16 protein-coding genes are annotated in these 15,117 nt (G+C 41.5%); 2 read left to right on the top strand and 14 right to left on the bottom strand.

What is annotated here, in order from left to right:
• Nucleotides 1–273: 273 nt before the first annotated feature.
• Nucleotides 274–2,205 carry a 1-deoxy-D-xylulose-5-phosphate synthase gene (gene dxs / locus PQ469_RS02305; RefSeq protein ID WP_274213859.1) on the bottom strand — a complete coding sequence of 644 codons (1,932 nt, stop codon included), beginning with the start codon at nt 2,203–2,205 and terminating at the stop codon, nt 274–276.
• A gap of 200 nt (nt 2,206–2,405) precedes the next feature.
• Between dxs and PQ469_RS02300 the strand changes: the two genes are divergently transcribed.
• Together PQ469_RS02300 and PQ469_RS02295 are read left to right on the top strand one after the other, a co-directional pair.
• Nucleotides 2,406–3,152 carry a segregation and condensation protein A gene (locus PQ469_RS02300; protein WP_090642309.1) on the top strand — a complete coding sequence of 249 codons (747 nt, stop codon included), beginning with the start codon at nt 2,406–2,408 and terminating at the stop codon, nt 3,150–3,152.
• A gap of 197 nt (nt 3,153–3,349) precedes the next feature.
• Nucleotides 3,350–4,078 carry a YjjG family noncanonical pyrimidine nucleotidase gene (locus tag PQ469_RS02295; protein WP_274211542.1) on the top strand — a complete coding sequence of 243 codons (729 nt, stop codon included), beginning with the start codon at nt 3,350–3,352 and terminating at the stop codon, nt 4,076–4,078.
• Between the two features lie 74 nt (nt 4,079–4,152).
• Here the strand turns inward: PQ469_RS02295 and PQ469_RS02290 are convergent, their stop codons facing one another.
• The 13 genes from PQ469_RS02290 to PQ469_RS02230 all read right to left on the bottom strand — a co-directional run bounded on the left by PQ469_RS02290 (nt 4,153) and on the right by PQ469_RS02230 (nt 15,092).
• Nucleotides 4,153–4,596, bottom strand: a complete 444-nt coding sequence (locus PQ469_RS02290) for a type II toxin-antitoxin system VapC family toxin (RefSeq protein ID WP_274211541.1) — start codon at nt 4,594–4,596, stop codon at nt 4,153–4,155.
• On the bottom strand, nt 4,596–4,844 hold the full coding sequence (locus PQ469_RS02285; protein WP_274211540.1) for a hypothetical protein: 249 nt from the start codon (nt 4,842–4,844) through the stop codon (nt 4,596–4,598). The genes PQ469_RS02290 and PQ469_RS02285 overlap by 1 nt, the downstream gene beginning before the upstream one ends.
• Before the next feature lie 145 nt (nt 4,845–4,989).
• Nucleotides 4,990–5,553: a DUF3109 family protein gene (locus PQ469_RS02280; RefSeq protein WP_090642297.1), complete on the bottom strand. Its 564-nt coding sequence runs from the start codon at nt 5,551–5,553 to the stop codon at nt 4,990–4,992.
• A gap of 8 nt (nt 5,554–5,561) precedes the next feature.
• Entirely contained in the window at nt 5,562–6,338 is a 777-nt protein-coding gene (locus tag PQ469_RS02275) for a DUF3108 domain-containing protein (RefSeq protein ID WP_274211539.1), read from the bottom strand.
• Nucleotides 6,339–6,486: 148 nt separating this feature from the next.
• Nucleotides 6,487–7,002, bottom strand: a complete 516-nt coding sequence (locus PQ469_RS02270) for a DUF2480 family protein (protein WP_090642291.1) — start codon at nt 7,000–7,002, stop codon at nt 6,487–6,489.
• Nucleotides 7,003–7,263: 261 nt separating this feature from the next.
• Complete coding sequence (locus PQ469_RS02265; protein WP_274211538.1) at nt 7,264–9,375, bottom strand: peptidylprolyl isomerase; 2,112 nt, start codon at nt 9,373–9,375, stop codon at nt 7,264–7,266.
• A 125-nt stretch (nt 9,376–9,500) separates the two neighbouring features.
• Nucleotides 9,501–10,085, bottom strand: coding sequence for an LPS export ABC transporter periplasmic protein LptC (gene lptC / locus PQ469_RS02260; protein ID WP_274211537.1), 585 nt, complete (start codon nt 10,083–10,085; stop codon nt 9,501–9,503).
• 4 nt (nt 10,086–10,089) lie between these two features.
• Nucleotides 10,090–11,406 carry a BamG family beta-barrel-assembly machinery protein gene (gene bamG, locus PQ469_RS02255; RefSeq protein ID WP_274211536.1) on the bottom strand — a complete coding sequence of 439 codons (1,317 nt, stop codon included), beginning with the start codon at nt 11,404–11,406 and terminating at the stop codon, nt 10,090–10,092.
• Nucleotides 11,399–12,142 carry a type III pantothenate kinase gene (locus PQ469_RS02250; RefSeq protein ID WP_274211535.1) on the bottom strand — a complete coding sequence of 248 codons (744 nt, stop codon included), beginning with the start codon at nt 12,140–12,142 and terminating at the stop codon, nt 11,399–11,401. The genes bamG and PQ469_RS02250 overlap by 8 nt, the downstream gene beginning before the upstream one ends.
• Nucleotides 12,142–12,834 carry a phosphoribosylformylglycinamidine synthase subunit PurQ gene (gene purQ / locus PQ469_RS02245; RefSeq protein ID WP_274211534.1) on the bottom strand — a complete coding sequence of 231 codons (693 nt, stop codon included), beginning with the start codon at nt 12,832–12,834 and terminating at the stop codon, nt 12,142–12,144. Before purQ ends, PQ469_RS02250 begins: the two co-directional genes overlap by 1 nt.
• Before the next feature lie 127 nt (nt 12,835–12,961).
• The gene (locus PQ469_RS02240; RefSeq protein ID WP_274211533.1) at nt 12,962–13,948 is read right to left on the bottom strand and encodes a DUF6427 family protein; all 987 of its coding nucleotides are present in this window, start codon (nt 13,946–13,948) and stop codon (nt 12,962–12,964) included.
• 75 nt (nt 13,949–14,023) lie between these two features.
• Complete coding sequence (locus PQ469_RS02235) at nt 14,024–14,632, bottom strand: hypothetical protein (protein ID WP_274211532.1); 609 nt, start codon at nt 14,630–14,632, stop codon at nt 14,024–14,026.
• On the bottom strand, nt 14,616–15,092 hold the full coding sequence (locus tag PQ469_RS02230) for an RNA polymerase sigma factor (RefSeq protein WP_274211531.1): 477 nt from the start codon (nt 15,090–15,092) through the stop codon (nt 14,616–14,618). Before PQ469_RS02230 ends, PQ469_RS02235 begins: the two co-directional genes overlap by 17 nt.
• Nucleotides 15,093–15,117: the final 25 nt, after the last annotated feature.

The raw sequence follows: 15,117 nt of genomic DNA, 5'->3' as shown, positions 1-15,117 counted from the left end.
ACGTGTGGTATGCCCAGTTTCCTAAAACCCGGGTATCTGTATATAAACAGGTAAATATATTGATGGTATACCGAAGAAAAAGCCCAGACCTCCTGAATTCTGATAAGCTAATTATAGTTAGTTGTAGCGTACAGAATATTTTCCCTATACTCAGAAATTAGTTTTTCTTTCGCTCTTTACACTCGCCAGCTCAACTGCTCAGCGTTCGATTGCAGTTTTAAAGATCATGCCATGCCACCTTTTAGGGACTGGCCTAATTACATCTTCAACTTTTTACGACGCTATTGTATGTGCATTGCGCTGGGCACCTAAGCTTTTAACCTGCCTGGCAATTCCATCGGCATCAAAACCGCATTCGGCCCAAAGTTCGGGTTGTTCGCCATGCTCAACTATCCTGTCGGGTATACCTAAGCGTTTCACCTGGGTTTTCTGATAACCGTTATCGGCCATGAATTCCAGTATCGCACTGCCCATCCCGCCTTCAAGGCATCCGTCTTCAACGGTAATCACCTTATCAAATTTCCTGAATACTTCGTGTAACAACGCTTCATCAAGTGGTTTCACAAAACGCATATCGTAATGAGCAGGATAGTAACCCTCGTTATTTAACGCAGCTATGGCTTTTACAGCCTCGTTCCCGATGGCCCCAATAGATAGTATCGCTACATCCTCGCCGTCGCAAATTTTCCGGCCTTTACCTACAGGTATCGCTTTGAAGGGGCGTTGCCAGTCAACCATCACACCATTACCGCGCGGGTACCTAATTACAAACGGGCCCATGTTTTCCTGCTGGGCTGTGTACATCAGGTTACGCAGCTCTTCCTCATTCATAGGTGCCGATACCGTCATATTAGGAATACAACGCATATAGGCCAGGTCATAAGCGCCGTGGTGGGTTGGGCCATCGGCGCCTGCAAAACCGGCGCGATCAAGGCAAAGCACCACATTTAGTTTTTGTATGGCCACATCGTGTATCACCTGATCATACGCCCTTTGCATAAAGCTGGAGTAGATATTACAAAACGGAACCAGGCCCTGTGTTGCCAAACCTGCCGAAAAAGTTACGGCGTGCTGCTCGGCAATACCCACATCAAAAGCCCGGTTAGGCATAGCCTTCATCATCAGGTTTAATGAACAGCCTGATGGCATTGCCGGCGTAATACCCATTATTTTAGGGTTTTGCTCAGCAAGTTCAATAATGCTATGGCCAAACACGTCCTGGTATTTAGGTGGCTGTGGTTTATCGTATTTAGCTTTCTTTATCTCACCGGTAATTTTATCAAACAAACCGGGGGCATGCCACTTGGTCTGGTCTTTTTCGGCCAGGGCGTAGCCCTTACCTTTGGTGGTAACGCAATGTAATATTTTGGGTCCCGGAATATCGCGCAGGTCTTTTAAAACTTTCACCAGGTGGTTTACATCGTGGCCGTCTATCGGTCCAAAATACCTGAACTTTAAAGCTTCAAAAAAGTTGCTTCGTTTAAGCAGGGTACCTTTTATGCTTTTTTCTAATTTCTGGGCAATTTTAAACGCATCGGGGCCAATTGCCGATAGCTTGGCCAGCACGTGCGCGATGTCGTCCCTGAAACGGTTGTAGGGCTTGGATGTAGTAATATCCGTAAGGTATTCCTTCAAAGCGCCAACGTTAGGGTCGATAGACATGTTATTGTCGTTCAGGATCACCAGCAGGTTGGAATTTTCGATACCTGCATGGTTCAAAGCTTCAAAAGCCATACCTGCTGTCATGGCGCCGTCGCCAATAACAGCAACATGCTGCCTGTCGGTTTCGCCTTTATAATGCGATGCCACAGCCATTCCCAAAGCTACAGATATAGATGTTGATGAGTGGCCAACACCAAAAGTGTCATATTCGCTTTCAGATCGTTTAGGAAAACCGCTGATGCCTTTATAAATCCGGTTGGTGTGAAATGCATCCCGGCGTCCTGTGAGTATTTTATGGCCATAAGCCTGATGCCCTACATCCCAAACTAATTGGTCATAAGGGGTGTTTAAAACGTATTGCAATGCAACAGTTAGCTCAACAACACCCAGGCTGGCGGCAAAGTGGCCACCATTTACCGATACTACATCGACGATATACTGGCGCAGTTCCTGGCAAACTTGTTCAAGTTGATCTTCGTTAAGTTGCTTTAAATCAGAAGGGTAATTTATTTTTGATAATAAATCGCCGGCCGGTACCTGCATTGACATTTGTAATCTGTATTTAACTTACAAAGTAAACTAATTATTTATAAATAAAGCATATCGATTTGTATTAAAAAAGCGTCAGGAATTAAGCATCAAGAGGCAAGGCAAAACAGCCTTTTGTTTATGTTACCTGTCTACTCAAAAAATCTTGGCTCCTGATTCTTCATTCTTGATTCTCCTTCCCTATTTTTACAGTCATGACCGACGACAGCTTTGCCATAAGATTACCCCAGTTTGAAGGCCCGTTTGATCTGTTGCTGTTTTTTATTGAGCGCGATGAACTGGACATCCATGATATCCCCATTGCCAAAATTGCCGACGATTTTTTGAACTACATTCACCAGATGACCAGCCTGAACATGGAGCTGGCCAGCGAGTTTATTTTTGTTGCCGCAACGCTAATGCGCATTAAAGCCAAAATGCTGTTGCCCCGTTACGAAGCCGAAAATGCCGCAGATGATACCGATACCAAGGAAAACCTGATCCGTAAGCTGATAGAATATAAAAAGTTTAAGGAACTGTGCGACGAACTGCGTCCTTACGAGGAGGAGCGTTTTAAACAGGAGAAACGCGGTAACATTAAGCACGACCTGGAGCAGGTAGAAAAAGTAGTACTTCCGGGCGAAGAGCTATCAGAAATAAGCCTATACAAGCTGATGATGGTGCACGAACGCCTGATGCGCAACTATCTTAACCGCAGCGAAGAGGTAAAGCATACCGTAGTTCAGTACCCTTACACAATCGAAAAACAAAAGCAAGCTGTTGCCGATCTGCTTAAGATCAACAAAATGCTCGATTTTAAGGCCTTAGCCAAAGAGTCGGAAAATAAGGTGCATTTTGTGTACAATTTTTTGGCTGTATTGGAGATGCTGCAACAGGAACTAATAGAAATACAAATAGGCTTGGGATATAATAACTTTTGGATATCGCCGAAACAGATATGAGATGTTAGATTTGAGACAAAATATAGTCGGCGAAACGAAGGCTTATTTAAGCCCGGGTTGCCGCTGTTATATTGAGGGCAGATCAGTTTTTAATGCTAAAAAGGTAACAGCAACCAATCTAATAACGACCTTTGCAGCGCGATGGGCAGTTGACTGGCGGATGTTGCTCTTTCGTATCGCAAATGCATAATATCCAAATGAAAAATCAATCAGAAACTCCCCCTCCGAAATCCGAAATCAAAAAGCATATCTTTTTCGATCTTGATCATACCATCTGGGATTTTGATAAAAATGCCGAGGAGGCTTTGCATGAACTTTATCACCTTCACCAGCTTGAGCGCGTCGGCCTTACTTCCGCAGGCCTGTTTATTGAAACTTATACGCGCAATAACCACCAGCTTTGGGCACAATACCATACCGGACAAATTACTAAAGATGAGCTGCGCGATGCACGTTTTAAACGCACCTTTACCGATCTTGGCCTGCACCCCGACCTGATGCCTGTTGATTTTGAAGACGCTTATGTGCAATTGTGCCCCACAAAAACAAACCTGTTTCCGCACGCCCATGAAACGCTCACTTACCTGCAATCAAAATATACGCTACACTTGATTTCCAACGGGTTTAAAGACTCTACCCGGATAAAAATTGCAGGCAGCAACCTGGCAGGCTATTTTAAAAATATCATCATCTCTGAGGATGTAGGGGTCAACAAACCCGATAAGGCTATCTTTCAACACGCGGTAGACCTTGCGGGTGCAACCAAGCATGAAAGCGTAATGATTGGCGATAGCCTGGAAGCCGATGTTTATGGCGCTTTGAACTTTGGTATGGACGCTATTTATTTTAACCCCTTTAATGTGCCAAAGCCCGACGATGTACCCGTACAGATAGGGCATTTGAAAGAGTTGGTGGGAATGTTTTAGGCTTTGGTATGCCGACAGTCAACGTAGAGCTTCAACTTTAAGCAAAATAGGACGGACCCGTTTACAATACTATTTTACAATGTTGGTGTTAACTTTTGCACGTCAAAAAACACTCCGTTTAAATGGTCAAAATCTCCATCGGTGGTAACTAGTTGTAACCCAAGCAACGCAGCTAATGAAGCGATCCATAAATCATTTTTGCCCATGTTCCGATGGGTAGAGAAAGGATAATCAACAAAAGCAGGATTTCGACATTGAGAATAACTGTCGATCTCCGTGTATGTATTGACAAACATTTGGCTGATCTCAACGATATTAACGTTATCTAAAAACAAATTAAGTTTATTACGCCGGTTGATACCCCAGTTATTTTGTATTGCTATTGATTTGATCTCTGCTTCTGAAACTACAGAAATATAAATAGGAACACTATCAGGATTTAGTAAGCCAATGATATCATCGTAATTATTTGAGCGGATTAGAATTAAAATGATGTTGGTATCAAATAATAAATTCACTACTTAGAATCTTTTAGATGCTGCATGGTTTGATCCCATTCTTGTTGGGTGAAGGGTTCAGCCGGGGGGGCATTTTTCAGAGCCTTAATTAAACTTTTATTGTTTTTGCCTGATTTTTTACCGAAGGCAGTTGCCCCGCCTGCAGCAAGTATTTCTTCGGGCGAATATGCCTTATGGGTTTTGAACAACCCGTTAGGTGGCAGCGTAATTTCAGGTTTCATTAAGACCTCCGTTTTAGTATCAAACAAATTTACAGAATATTTTGTGCAAAAGCCATAAGTCGCTTAAAACACATTATAGGTTTTTAAACAGAAGACATAGGCAAAGTGCAATTAAATCAACCTCAGCGCCTTAAAAGCAGCAAAGCAGTTTAACCCCAGACAGTAGCTCCCTTTACCTTCCGGCCACCTCATTTTCCAATTCCTGGTACCAATCTGCACCATATTTGCGGATTAACGGGCCTTTTAAGAATTCGTGAACACGTACCTTTAGTTCATCGCCAAATGTGCAGGCGGGGCTGCAAATGCTCCAGCGGTCGTAATTTAACACATCAAACTCCGGGTACGCTGTGATGCGGATGGGATATAAATGGCAGGAGATGGGTTTTTTCCAGGTAACAGCGCCTTCTTCATAAGCTTTTTCGATGCCACATTTAGTGATTCCGTTTTCCCAAATTACATAAGCGCACTCCTTGTTGGTGTCTACACAGGGGGTGGTGTAGTCGCCTTCAAAATCTTTCACATAAGTACCCACCTTTTCGATGGTTTTGATACCCTTGGCGGTTAGGTAAGGCTTTACTTTTGGATATATTTCTTTTAAAATATCAAGTTCGTCGGCATTCAGGGGAGCGCCCGAGTCGCCTTCCAGGCAACACGCGCCTTTGCATTTGTTTAAATTGCAAACAAAGTTTTCCTTTATCACATCCTCGTGCACCAACACGTTACCTACCTCTATCATATTTTAATTTAATTCATTACGGGGTTTAACGGATACTTCAATCCGCTTGCCGATTGAAGCTCCATTGTTATACTGCCTAAAATAACTTCAACATGTGCCTTTACAGGTATCCTGTTGCCATCATTAGTTATCCAAAGGTACAACTTACTATCCTTACGGAAAATACGGCCAGGGATAATTGTGGGGTTAAATTTCAAACAGTTAAAAGTACCCATATCACATTTAATAGTTTCTGTACCTACGTAAGTGATATTCATTTTATGAAAGCCATCCTCTAAAAAATATTGCAGGTCAAATGTCTCCCCTTTTTTAAGTTTGGATACATCTATAGTACGGGCAAAATAATAAGCCGATACAAAATCATATGAATCGCCCTTATATGAAAATTCGCCTTTATTAGCGGTTACTTTATTGTCTTTTTGATCAAAGGTAGCCTTGTCGGTATGCTTCCATTTACCTTCGTGCCGGTCTTCACTGTAAAAGTAAGGCAACAATGTATTTTGATCTACATAAGAATCGTAGCGGTTGCGCACCTTGTAAAATATATCAAAGGTACCTGCTGTTTTTCCTTCGGCAATCAAATGGAAGGCGTTGCCCGGTAATTTTTTGTCGCTGGCTTCAATCCTTATATTGGCTTCGGCTGCCTTAAAAAAACCGTATTGCATTTTGTAGCTTAGTTTTTCGCCAACTTTAAACACAGGCCCGGTAACTTTTGCAAGTTCCTGTGCAAAGCCCGAAGCGTAAAACAATACAAAGAACAAAGAGCACGAGAATATTTTTTTCATTAATATTTGCTTTTTAACTGCAGCCAATTTATTTATAACCAGCACATGAATAGGACAATTGATACTATAAATGGTTTAAACCCATTTTTATTGCCTGAGCCGGAAACTATTGATCAGGGGGATTCAATCAAAAAGCAAATAGTTAATATTAATCCTTACGCTTATAAATTGGCACTGTAGAGCATGGTTCGCCAAACATGATGCTTTTTACTATCGGGGTTAATTTTTTGGTAAGCTCCACATAGGCCGAAACTGGGACTGCTATATCTCCGCATCCTTTTAATACAATACGCTGGCCAGCGTATTGCTCCAGATCGGCTTTCGCTATCTCCTTTTCAAACAAAACCGTTTCTAATACATCCGCGTTCCCAAAAACAACCTCACGGGCATAAGGGGCCATCCGGTTTGCCAGCAGCATGTAGGCCCAGGTTGGTACAATAGCGTCAGCGCTGCAGGTAATGCCTACGTTTTTGTCCTGGTATTGGGTAAAATCGTGTTCCTTTATAAAATCGCGCAAATCTTTCTCACGCAGCATCAGGCCATGGAACAGGTTATCTTTAATGTCGTAAATAACACGTTCGCCTGCGGGATAAAACGATGCGGGATCTAAAGTAACCAAACCACTTTGGGCTACTTTGTTTACGATGTTTTCCTGTATATCCATAAGTTTAAATTCTAAATCCTAATTGCACTAAATTCTAAATCCTAATTTTAAAAATCTAAAAGTAAATTGAGTTTAATTTTGCCTTGTAAATCCTGTACCTATAATCTATCAGTTGTGCATGACCGATAGCAAAGTTCGCAAATAGATCCTTCGTACCTCAGGATGACAGTTTTTTTTCACAGCTCTTAAAACCCCAGGGCAAAAAAAATCCGGGAGACAGTTTTAACGCTGCTCCCGGATGTAAAATTACTTTAATTTATATTATAACAGTTTAGCCCTGTTATCTTTTACATTAGCATTATCTTTCAACGCATCCAATACCTGTCCGTCTGCACGTTGTATTAAGGTTTGCGCTATTTGCTGTTTTTGCCTTAAGTTGTTTGTTAGTGGTGCCGGATTGGTAAAGCCATCAACAATATAAACAAATACACCTTGTTGCCCGTTAATCGGTTTTGAAAGCGTACCCGGTTTCGAACCGAAGATAGAGCCCACAACTTTGTATTCTGCACCTTGCTGGCCCGGAATAATTGGGTTTGCAAAAACAATGTTTTGAACCGGAACTGCTTTGGTACCCGCTTTTTGAGCTACCTGGTCAATTGATGATGCCCCGTTCAGCGCAGCCGCAAATTTTTCGTTCAGTTGTTTTGCTTTTACTTCGTTACGTACAGCAGGCTCAATTTGCTTTTTAACAACATCAAGCGGTAAAATGCCTTTAGGTTTAATTTGAGTTAAACGAGGGATGATATATTGATCGCCAACCGTAAATACTTTATCGGCAAGGTCGCCTTTGTCGGCCTTAAATGCCCATCTTACAACTTCACGGGCATTATCCAAGCCTGGCAGGCCTGCAGCGGTGCCGGTAACATCATCAGCAGTAAGTTTTTTAACACCTTCTTTTTTAGCTTCGGCATCAAAATTATCTTTTGTTAAAGCAGCTAAAAATCCCTGGGCTTTACTGTAAGCTACAGTTTGCGTTTTACTGCTGGCAACAATCGGTTTATCAACAATAGCAACTTTAATTACTTTTACCGATCCTTTTTGATCCTCAACCTGGATAAGGTGAACACCAAACTGCGAGGTAACCACAATCAAGCTACCTTTGCTTGCTTTAAAAGCCGCATTTGCATATTCGGCGGTTATCTGGCCCTGGCCACCGGCCATTAAACCATTAACATCAAATGAAGGTATTTCGCCACCCTTAACAGCGCTGCCTTTATCTGTCGAGAAAGTGGCTACAAAATCAGTAAACGGCCTGCCGCCTTCAATTAGCTTTTTAAGTGAATCGGCTTTCGCCCTTGCTTTTTCGATGCCGCCTTCAGCCTGAGGGTTAATCAAAATATGCCTTGTCCTAACAGAATCAAAAGTGGTTTTAACATCGCTTAATTTGGCAATTTTATAGCTTCCGTTTGATACGTAAGGACCATAAACAAAGCCTTTGGCAGCGTTAAACATTAAAGTATCTAATTTAGGCTCAAAAGAACCTTTTTTCTGGAATACAAGCGGTGTTTTTGTTTCAGAGTTAATTTGTACAAAAAGCGAATCGTTGGTGCTTACTTTAATGCTGTCAACCAGTTTGTTCACGTCGGCTTTAATAGCAGCGCTATCCTCTTTAGAGGGAGATCCATTAAAAGCAACGTAATCAAATGATCTTGTTTCCTGCTGATTTTTAAATTCAGCTTTGTGGGCATCATAGTAGGCACTGTAATCGGCGTCAGTTAACGTAACCTTAGCATCGGGGATTGATGCGTAATCAAGTGTAGCATATTTAAAGCTAACCAACTTGTTTTTTGCCTGGTAATCATCATTGGCTTCCAACGAGTTTACGTACAAGCCATTGGTAACAATAGCCATGTACTTTGTTTTTTGTTTGGCCTCAAATACCTGCTTCAGAAATTCCCCCCACTGGCGTTTTGAAGCAGTATCGGCTTTTGATGACGATATAAAGCTTAAATACTGGTTTAGCTTGTTTTTATCAAACTGCCCGGTTTGCTGATCGGCAAATTGGGGTACGCGGGTTATCTGCTGGTCGGGGTTATTACCGGTTACCATAGCTGCAGCTTCATCGTCGCCAACTGTTAAGCCCAATTTTTCAATCTCTTTATTAAGCAACAGTTCGCTTATCACCTGGTTCCAGGTAGTTTCCTGAACATAGTTTAATATCTGGGGCGAAAGACTCTGCCCTGATTGTTGCCTAAACTGATTTGTGTTTTGGTCGAGCCTTTTATTGAACTCATCTAATTGAACCTTTTCGCCGTTTACTTCGGCAAGTTCGTTGCGGTCGTCTCTAAAAAAAGACCCACCTGATCTTACTACCTCGCTCACGATGAATGCAAAAAGTGCAACCCCAATAAAGATTGCCAGGATTTTTCCCATCCGTTCGCGCAAGAAACCCATTATACCCATATACTTCTGTAATTATTATATTCTTTTAAAAGAGGGCGCAAGATACAATTTTTAGTAAAATTCTATAACACAAAATTTTCCTGAAAAAAACAACATTATTGTGTCACTTTTTCGTCCACATGAAATATGCCGGTACTACTTTTAAGTGTAGGGTGCAGGAAAGCGTCATCGCTTTCAAAACTATCACCATTCATCACATTGCCGCCGTTCATAGTTACCTGTACAGGTTTGTGCGAATAAACTTTTTTTGTGGTCTGGTCCCAGTAAAGTTCGTCAGATTTATAGGTTTCGCCTTTGGCATTGGTTGCCACAACGTTTTTGTGAAACTCAATAAGCTTTTTAGTATCGCGGGAAATGCCCGTATCTGCAACAATATTACCCGATTCCTGCTGGGTTTGTTTATCGTAAAGTATAACCTTTACGCCTTTGGGCATTACCTTATAAGGATCTTTTGTTTGGTACTGCAACATAAGCGGGGCTAACAAGTGCAGCTTTACTTTTGCCGAGTCGCTCATAATCAAATCAACCCCGGTTGTTGGTTCAACTACTATCCCTACTTCGTTAGATGCAATCTCTTTAACCTTGTTCAGGTCGTTTTCGCAGGATGATATGAAAAAGACAAGCAAGGGCAATAACAGCAGGTCTAAGCCTTTTACATATTTTGCCCCGTGGTACATCATGTTATTAATCAAATTTATATTTGGTAAACCACCTGTCGTTAAGCGTAAAGCCCAAGTGCAGGTTAACATAGTTTTCTTTAACCAGGCCATTAGCCAGCGTACCTCTTTTACCAACCTCGGCCGAGAAGTTGATTTTGTAAAAGCTACCGTTGTTAGGGCGTAATGGCAAGCCAAAACCGGCGGTAACAGCCACCCTTTTAATACGGGTATTATTTACAACCATGTAGGTTTCATCATAAATACCCCCAATACGGTAATCAACAGTAGCCAGGTAGTTGCGGATGGTACCAATGTTTGGGGTAATTTGCGCGCCAACATTAATGGTGCGACTGTTTACCAAACCCTGGTTTTGACCATCAATACTGTAGTTTGACCATTGCCCCATCGAATAATCGGCGCCAACTAAAAACTTGCCATCATTTTGGAACGATATCCCGAACCTGTTTATTTGAGGAAGTTTCAGCTTTACTGATGAGCCTTGTTTGTTTATAACGCTATCAACCGCAATGTTAGGGTTGCCATTGGCATCATTGGTGTAATGGCTTACAATAAAGCTGGACTGTGAATTAAGCTTTGACCCCGCTGATGCCGAGTAACCCAAAATAACGTGCTTTGTTTGGGAAAGATCAATGGAATATTGTAGGCCATAATCGTAATTTAAACCGCCGATAGCATTGGTTTGTTCAATTTTGGTATTTAAAAAGCCCGCAAGTCCGGGTGTTTCGGTGGTTGTGTTATCTTTTAGATTACCAAATATATAAGACACATTACCACCTATTAATAAGTGCTTGGCTACTGTAAAGCCGTAGCCGATGTATGCTTTTGACAAGCCGCCATCGCCATTATAGGTATAGTTGGTAGTATTGGTATCTGCCGGCGAAGATGTACCAAGGCTGCTAACCGACTTTTTATAGTTGTAGCCACGTTCGCTGTAAGGCAACAAGCCAAAACTCAATGCCGAATGCTTACTAACAGGAATACCGAAAGCGATGTGGCTTAACCTGAAGTTTTTATTGCTTTGGCTGGTTTGCCCGGTTTGGCTCAGGGTTGAAAAATTACTGTAGATACCAATATCAATAGTAGTTAAATTAATAGCCGCGTATGATGCCGGGTTAAGGAAGTTGATGTTATTAAACAAGCTGATCCTGTTGGTTGCAACGCCAATACCACCGGTACCAAGGCTTTGGGCTGTTGACTGTGGGCTAATATCGCCCAAACCGAACCTTGAATATGGAGAGCTGGTGGTAGATTGCGCGTTTGCTGCAAATACAATTACTGCAGAAAATAGAAGTGTTAAAAGAAACCTGGTATATTTAATCATTATGCTTTTGTATAGCTGCGTTTAATCCTTTTAAAACCAAATAAGGTTCAATTTTTATGTAGGGGGCAAAGATGCTATTTTTTAACAGCGTATCAAAAAAAATACTGTCGCCCCCGCTTAGCACAATATTTAGTTGGTTATCAATGGCTTTATAGCTTTCAATAAACCCTGTTAACTCATATTTTATACCGTTTTGCACCCCCGAACGTATGGCGGTTTCGGTATTGTTTCCGTAGCCGGGCGTAAACCCCGCATCGGCATTTATTAGCGGCAAACCGGCGGTATAATAGTTTACAGCCTTATAACGCATATTTAAACCCGGTGATATGCTGCCTCCAAAATAATTCCGGTTGGTATCAACATAGTCGTAGGTTATGCAGGTGCCGCCTGCTATTACCAGGCTATTTTGCCCGGGGTATATATGGCTTGCCCCTATAACAGCAGCCATTCTATCAGTACCAAGTGTTTCGGGGGTTAGGTAGTGGTTTTGTATTCCACTGGTCATGGTGTTGTTAAATGTAACCAACGGTATTTTCGATGTTAAGCTTTTTTGCCAGGGCTCCACATTTTTTTTTACCGACGATACAATTCCCCTGTCAACTTTATACTCACTGATCAGTTCATCCGGCCTGGTTATGGGTACATCTTCAAATTGCTCAACCGTAAGTAACTCATCAAGCTCAAATACAGCAATCTTTGTAAATGTGTTACCTATATCGATAACCAGGCTGGTCATCAGGCCCTAACTACTGATAATATTGATTCGAAAATAGCCAGTCCGTCTTCGTTAGCCAACAACGCGTCAGCAGCCCGTTCAGGGTGAGGCATTAAACCAAATACGTTGCGGGCAGCATTGGTGATACCGGCAATATTTTCCAATGATCCGTTAGGGTTGGCGTCAGCCGTAATATTACCGGCTTCATCGCAATAACGGAACATTACCTGGTCGTTATCATTTAAGCGTTTTATCACGTCGGCACTGGCAAAAAAGTTACCCTCGCCGTGGGCAATAGGAATTTTGTATGCCTGGTTCTGCTCTAAACCAACAGTAAGCAACGATTGGGTTGTTTGCGGTTTAAGATAAATGTTGCGGCAAATGAATTTACGATTTTCGTTATGCAGCAAAGCGCCATCCAGCAAACCGGCTTCGGCTAATATCTGGAAACCGTTACAAATACCCATTACGTAACCGCCTTTTGCAGCAAACTGGATAACTTCCTGCATAATTGGCGAAAAACGGGAGATAGCACCTGAACGAAGATAATCGCCAAAGGAGAAACCGCCGGGTAAAACAACAAAGTCTACACCTTGCAGGTCATGGTCTTTGTGCCATAACCTTACAACCTGCTGGCCCATTATTTTTTCTAATACATATATAATGTCTTCATCACAGTTAGAGCCCGGGAATATAACTACGCCAAATTTCATCTGATTTGTTTTTTTGTGTAAGTTTTTATGATACTACAATCGCCTGGTTGTTTGTTTAAACAGCAGCCAATAATAGTTTCACGCTACAAAACTAATATAACCGCTGAAATTTGGACGAATGTAAAAGTTAAAATTTGTTAAACTGAAAGTAGATAATGCTGATTAACAGCAATAAAAACAAGCTTTCGTAAAACCATTTTTTGGTTGCGTATAAAAAATAATAGGCAAAAAACACTGCGGCGGGTGCTATACACAACAAAAAATGATTAATGTGAAAAGAAGCACTTACATAAAATGAAAATCCTGCAATCAAAAAAATAAAAAATAACAGCTGGAAAGATTTACGGGTTTGCACGTAACTTTTAAAGAAATTTTGCTGCAATTTAAAAATGCAAAGTACCAATATCATCAAAACGGGTATCAGCAGCAGGTAATTATAGGAGTTGATGCTGATATGATCAGGAAATTTTTTACCCAGTGGCAACCAGATATTATAAAAAACAGTAATCTTATCATTCAGATAGTAAAACACCGCTAAAAAGAAAAAGATGGTGACATACCCTAAAATGCCCGATACCCAATCGCGCCAGTTAAAGGGTTTAAATAATATGAGCGCTATCCAAATAGCCAAAAACAAATAAATAAACGGGAAGTAAATAAGCGAGCCAAGGGCAACTATCATACCTGCATCATAGGATATTGATTTGGCATTATCTCCTTTGTACAGGCTAAATAGCTTAAATAGCATCCATATCAGCAAAAAATTACATATCAGCGGCGCGCTTAATATTAAAAAAGGCGAAAACAGGCCCGAAAGCGTTACATACATCAATGCAGGCAAAAAAGAGGGCTTGCTTAATAAATTATAGTGGTTTATTAAATAGTTAAGCAGCATTGCCTGTATCAGTATCAACACGCCGGCAATCAATATATTCAACCCGGGCGATAGCGCATATTCGTAAGCAACAGGTACCAGCAGGCGTGCAAACGGCTCAACAAATACAAATTCCAGTTTGTCGGGTACATGAATGATATAGCCAAGCCGGGTGATAAACAGCACAACCACCAGCCACAAAACATTCAAAGGATTAAAAGACCGGAAAACCTGGATCATAGCGGGCGATATTTTGCGGCGGTAAAATTAGCACAAAAAGCGAAAAGGACGACAAGAGATTTAAGCGCGAACAACTTACTCCGTTTCTTTAGATGCCTCCAATTGCTTATTTATAGCCTGCAATTTTTCGATAGCGCCGCTCATTTCGGCCTGTTGTTTTTTAAACTGCCTTCGGCCTAAATAAAAATAAGCAAAGGCCACCCAGCCAAAAGAGCATAAAAAAGTAATACTTGCCCATAAAACGCTCATCCTATTTTCAAACTCCATCATGTACAAAAACAGGCCAAAGCTCAAAAACACAAAGTATAAGCTCATTACTTTGGTTTGGATGAACTGCTGTTTTTTTTGTATCGAAATCAATTCGTTCAGGTAAGTAAAAGTATCAGCTTCGGGATGGCTTTTAAACAGCCCCATATGCAAACCGCTGCTTACCGCCACAAAAGCAACTATCGAACATACAATCAGGATAATACCTGCGGTGGTTGTAAATACCCGCGTACTCAAATTGGCCCATATTACAATTACAAAAATGGCAGTTGCCATTAATACCAGGTTGGCCCATACTAACTTGTTTTTTGTTTTACGTTTTAAATCAATCGCTTTTTTTATCACCGCGTTAATATCGGGCTTATTGCCGGCGGGCTGCTGTTGCCAAAGGGCTTTAAAATCAATACTGTGGCTCATACTTTTTAAATTTTCGAGATAGTTTTTCTTTAATCCGGTAAACCTTTACCCTGATGTTGGTTTCAGAAAGACCAGTAATAGCGGCTATTTCGGCTTGCTTTATATCTTCCAGTTCTAATGAAATGATGATGCGGTCAATCTCGGGCAGTTGGGCTATACATTTATACAGCAATTGCACCTGGCCTTCTGTATCGGGTGGCGCTTTATCTTCCAGTTCGGCCGGCATCTCTCCTATCGGCATCCGGTTTTGTTTTTCCAGCTGGCGCAGGCAATGGTTTGATGCGATGCGGAAAATCCACGTACCTATGGCCGATTCGTTCCTGAACTGATCCAGTTTTTGCCAAACGGAAATAAATGTATCCTGCGTAACATCGCGGGCACGGTCATGATCGTTCATGTAGCCCATGCATACACGGAATATCTTGCTGTAATATGTATCGTAAATTTCTTCGAACGACATGCCCTTATTTTGTTTTCGGTTGTTT

Source organism: Mucilaginibacter sp. KACC 22773 (genome assembly GCF_028736215.1).
In the GTDB taxonomy this organism is placed as follows: Bacteria; Bacteroidota; Bacteroidia; order Sphingobacteriales; family Sphingobacteriaceae; genus Mucilaginibacter.
Note: the sequence above shows the minus strand (reverse complement) of the source record. Positions and strands in the feature narration are given on the sequence as shown.

What these genes read in the sequence shown, in the direction of transcription:
- PQ469_RS02300 (WP_090642309.1), top strand. Translation starts at nt 2,406, where the DNA reads ATGACCGACGACAGCTTTGCCATAAGATTACCCCAGTTTGAAGGCCCG.
- dxs (WP_274213859.1), bottom strand. Translation starts at nt 2,205, where the DNA reads ATGCAGGTACCGGCCGGCGATTTATTATCAAAAATAAATTACCCTTCT.
- PQ469_RS02275 (WP_274211539.1), bottom strand. Translation starts at nt 6,338, where the DNA reads ATGAAAAAAATATTCTCGTGCTCTTTGTTCTTTGTATTGTTTTACGCT.
- lptC (WP_274211537.1), bottom strand. Translation starts at nt 10,085, where the DNA reads ATGATGTACCACGGGGCAAAATATGTAAAAGGCTTAGACCTGCTGTTA.
- PQ469_RS02230 (WP_274211531.1), bottom strand. Translation starts at nt 15,092, where the DNA reads ATGTCGTTCGAAGAAATTTACGATACATATTACAGCAAGATATTCCGT.
- purQ (WP_274211534.1), bottom strand. Translation starts at nt 12,834, where the DNA reads ATGAAATTTGGCGTAGTTATATTCCCGGGCTCTAACTGTGATGAAGAC.
- PQ469_RS02235 (WP_274211532.1), bottom strand. Translation starts at nt 14,632, where the DNA reads ATGAGCCACAGTATTGATTTTAAAGCCCTTTGGCAACAGCAGCCCGCC.
- PQ469_RS02280 (WP_090642297.1), bottom strand. Translation starts at nt 5,553, where the DNA reads ATGATAGAGGTAGGTAACGTGTTGGTGCACGAGGATGTGATAAAGGAA.
- PQ469_RS02265 (WP_274211538.1), bottom strand. Translation starts at nt 9,375, where the DNA reads ATGGGAAAAATCCTGGCAATCTTTATTGGGGTTGCACTTTTTGCATTC.
- PQ469_RS02295 (WP_274211542.1), top strand. Translation starts at nt 3,350, where the DNA reads ATGAAAAATCAATCAGAAACTCCCCCTCCGAAATCCGAAATCAAAAAG.
- bamG (WP_274211536.1), bottom strand. Translation starts at nt 11,406, where the DNA reads ATGATTAAATATACCAGGTTTCTTTTAACACTTCTATTTTCTGCAGTA.
- PQ469_RS02270 (WP_090642291.1), bottom strand. Translation starts at nt 7,002, where the DNA reads ATGGATATACAGGAAAACATCGTAAACAAAGTAGCCCAAAGTGGTTTG.
- PQ469_RS02250 (WP_274211535.1), bottom strand. Translation starts at nt 12,142, where the DNA reads ATGACCAGCCTGGTTATCGATATAGGTAACACATTTACAAAGATTGCT.
- PQ469_RS02240 (WP_274211533.1), bottom strand. Translation starts at nt 13,948, where the DNA reads ATGATCCAGGTTTTCCGGTCTTTTAATCCTTTGAATGTTTTGTGGCTG.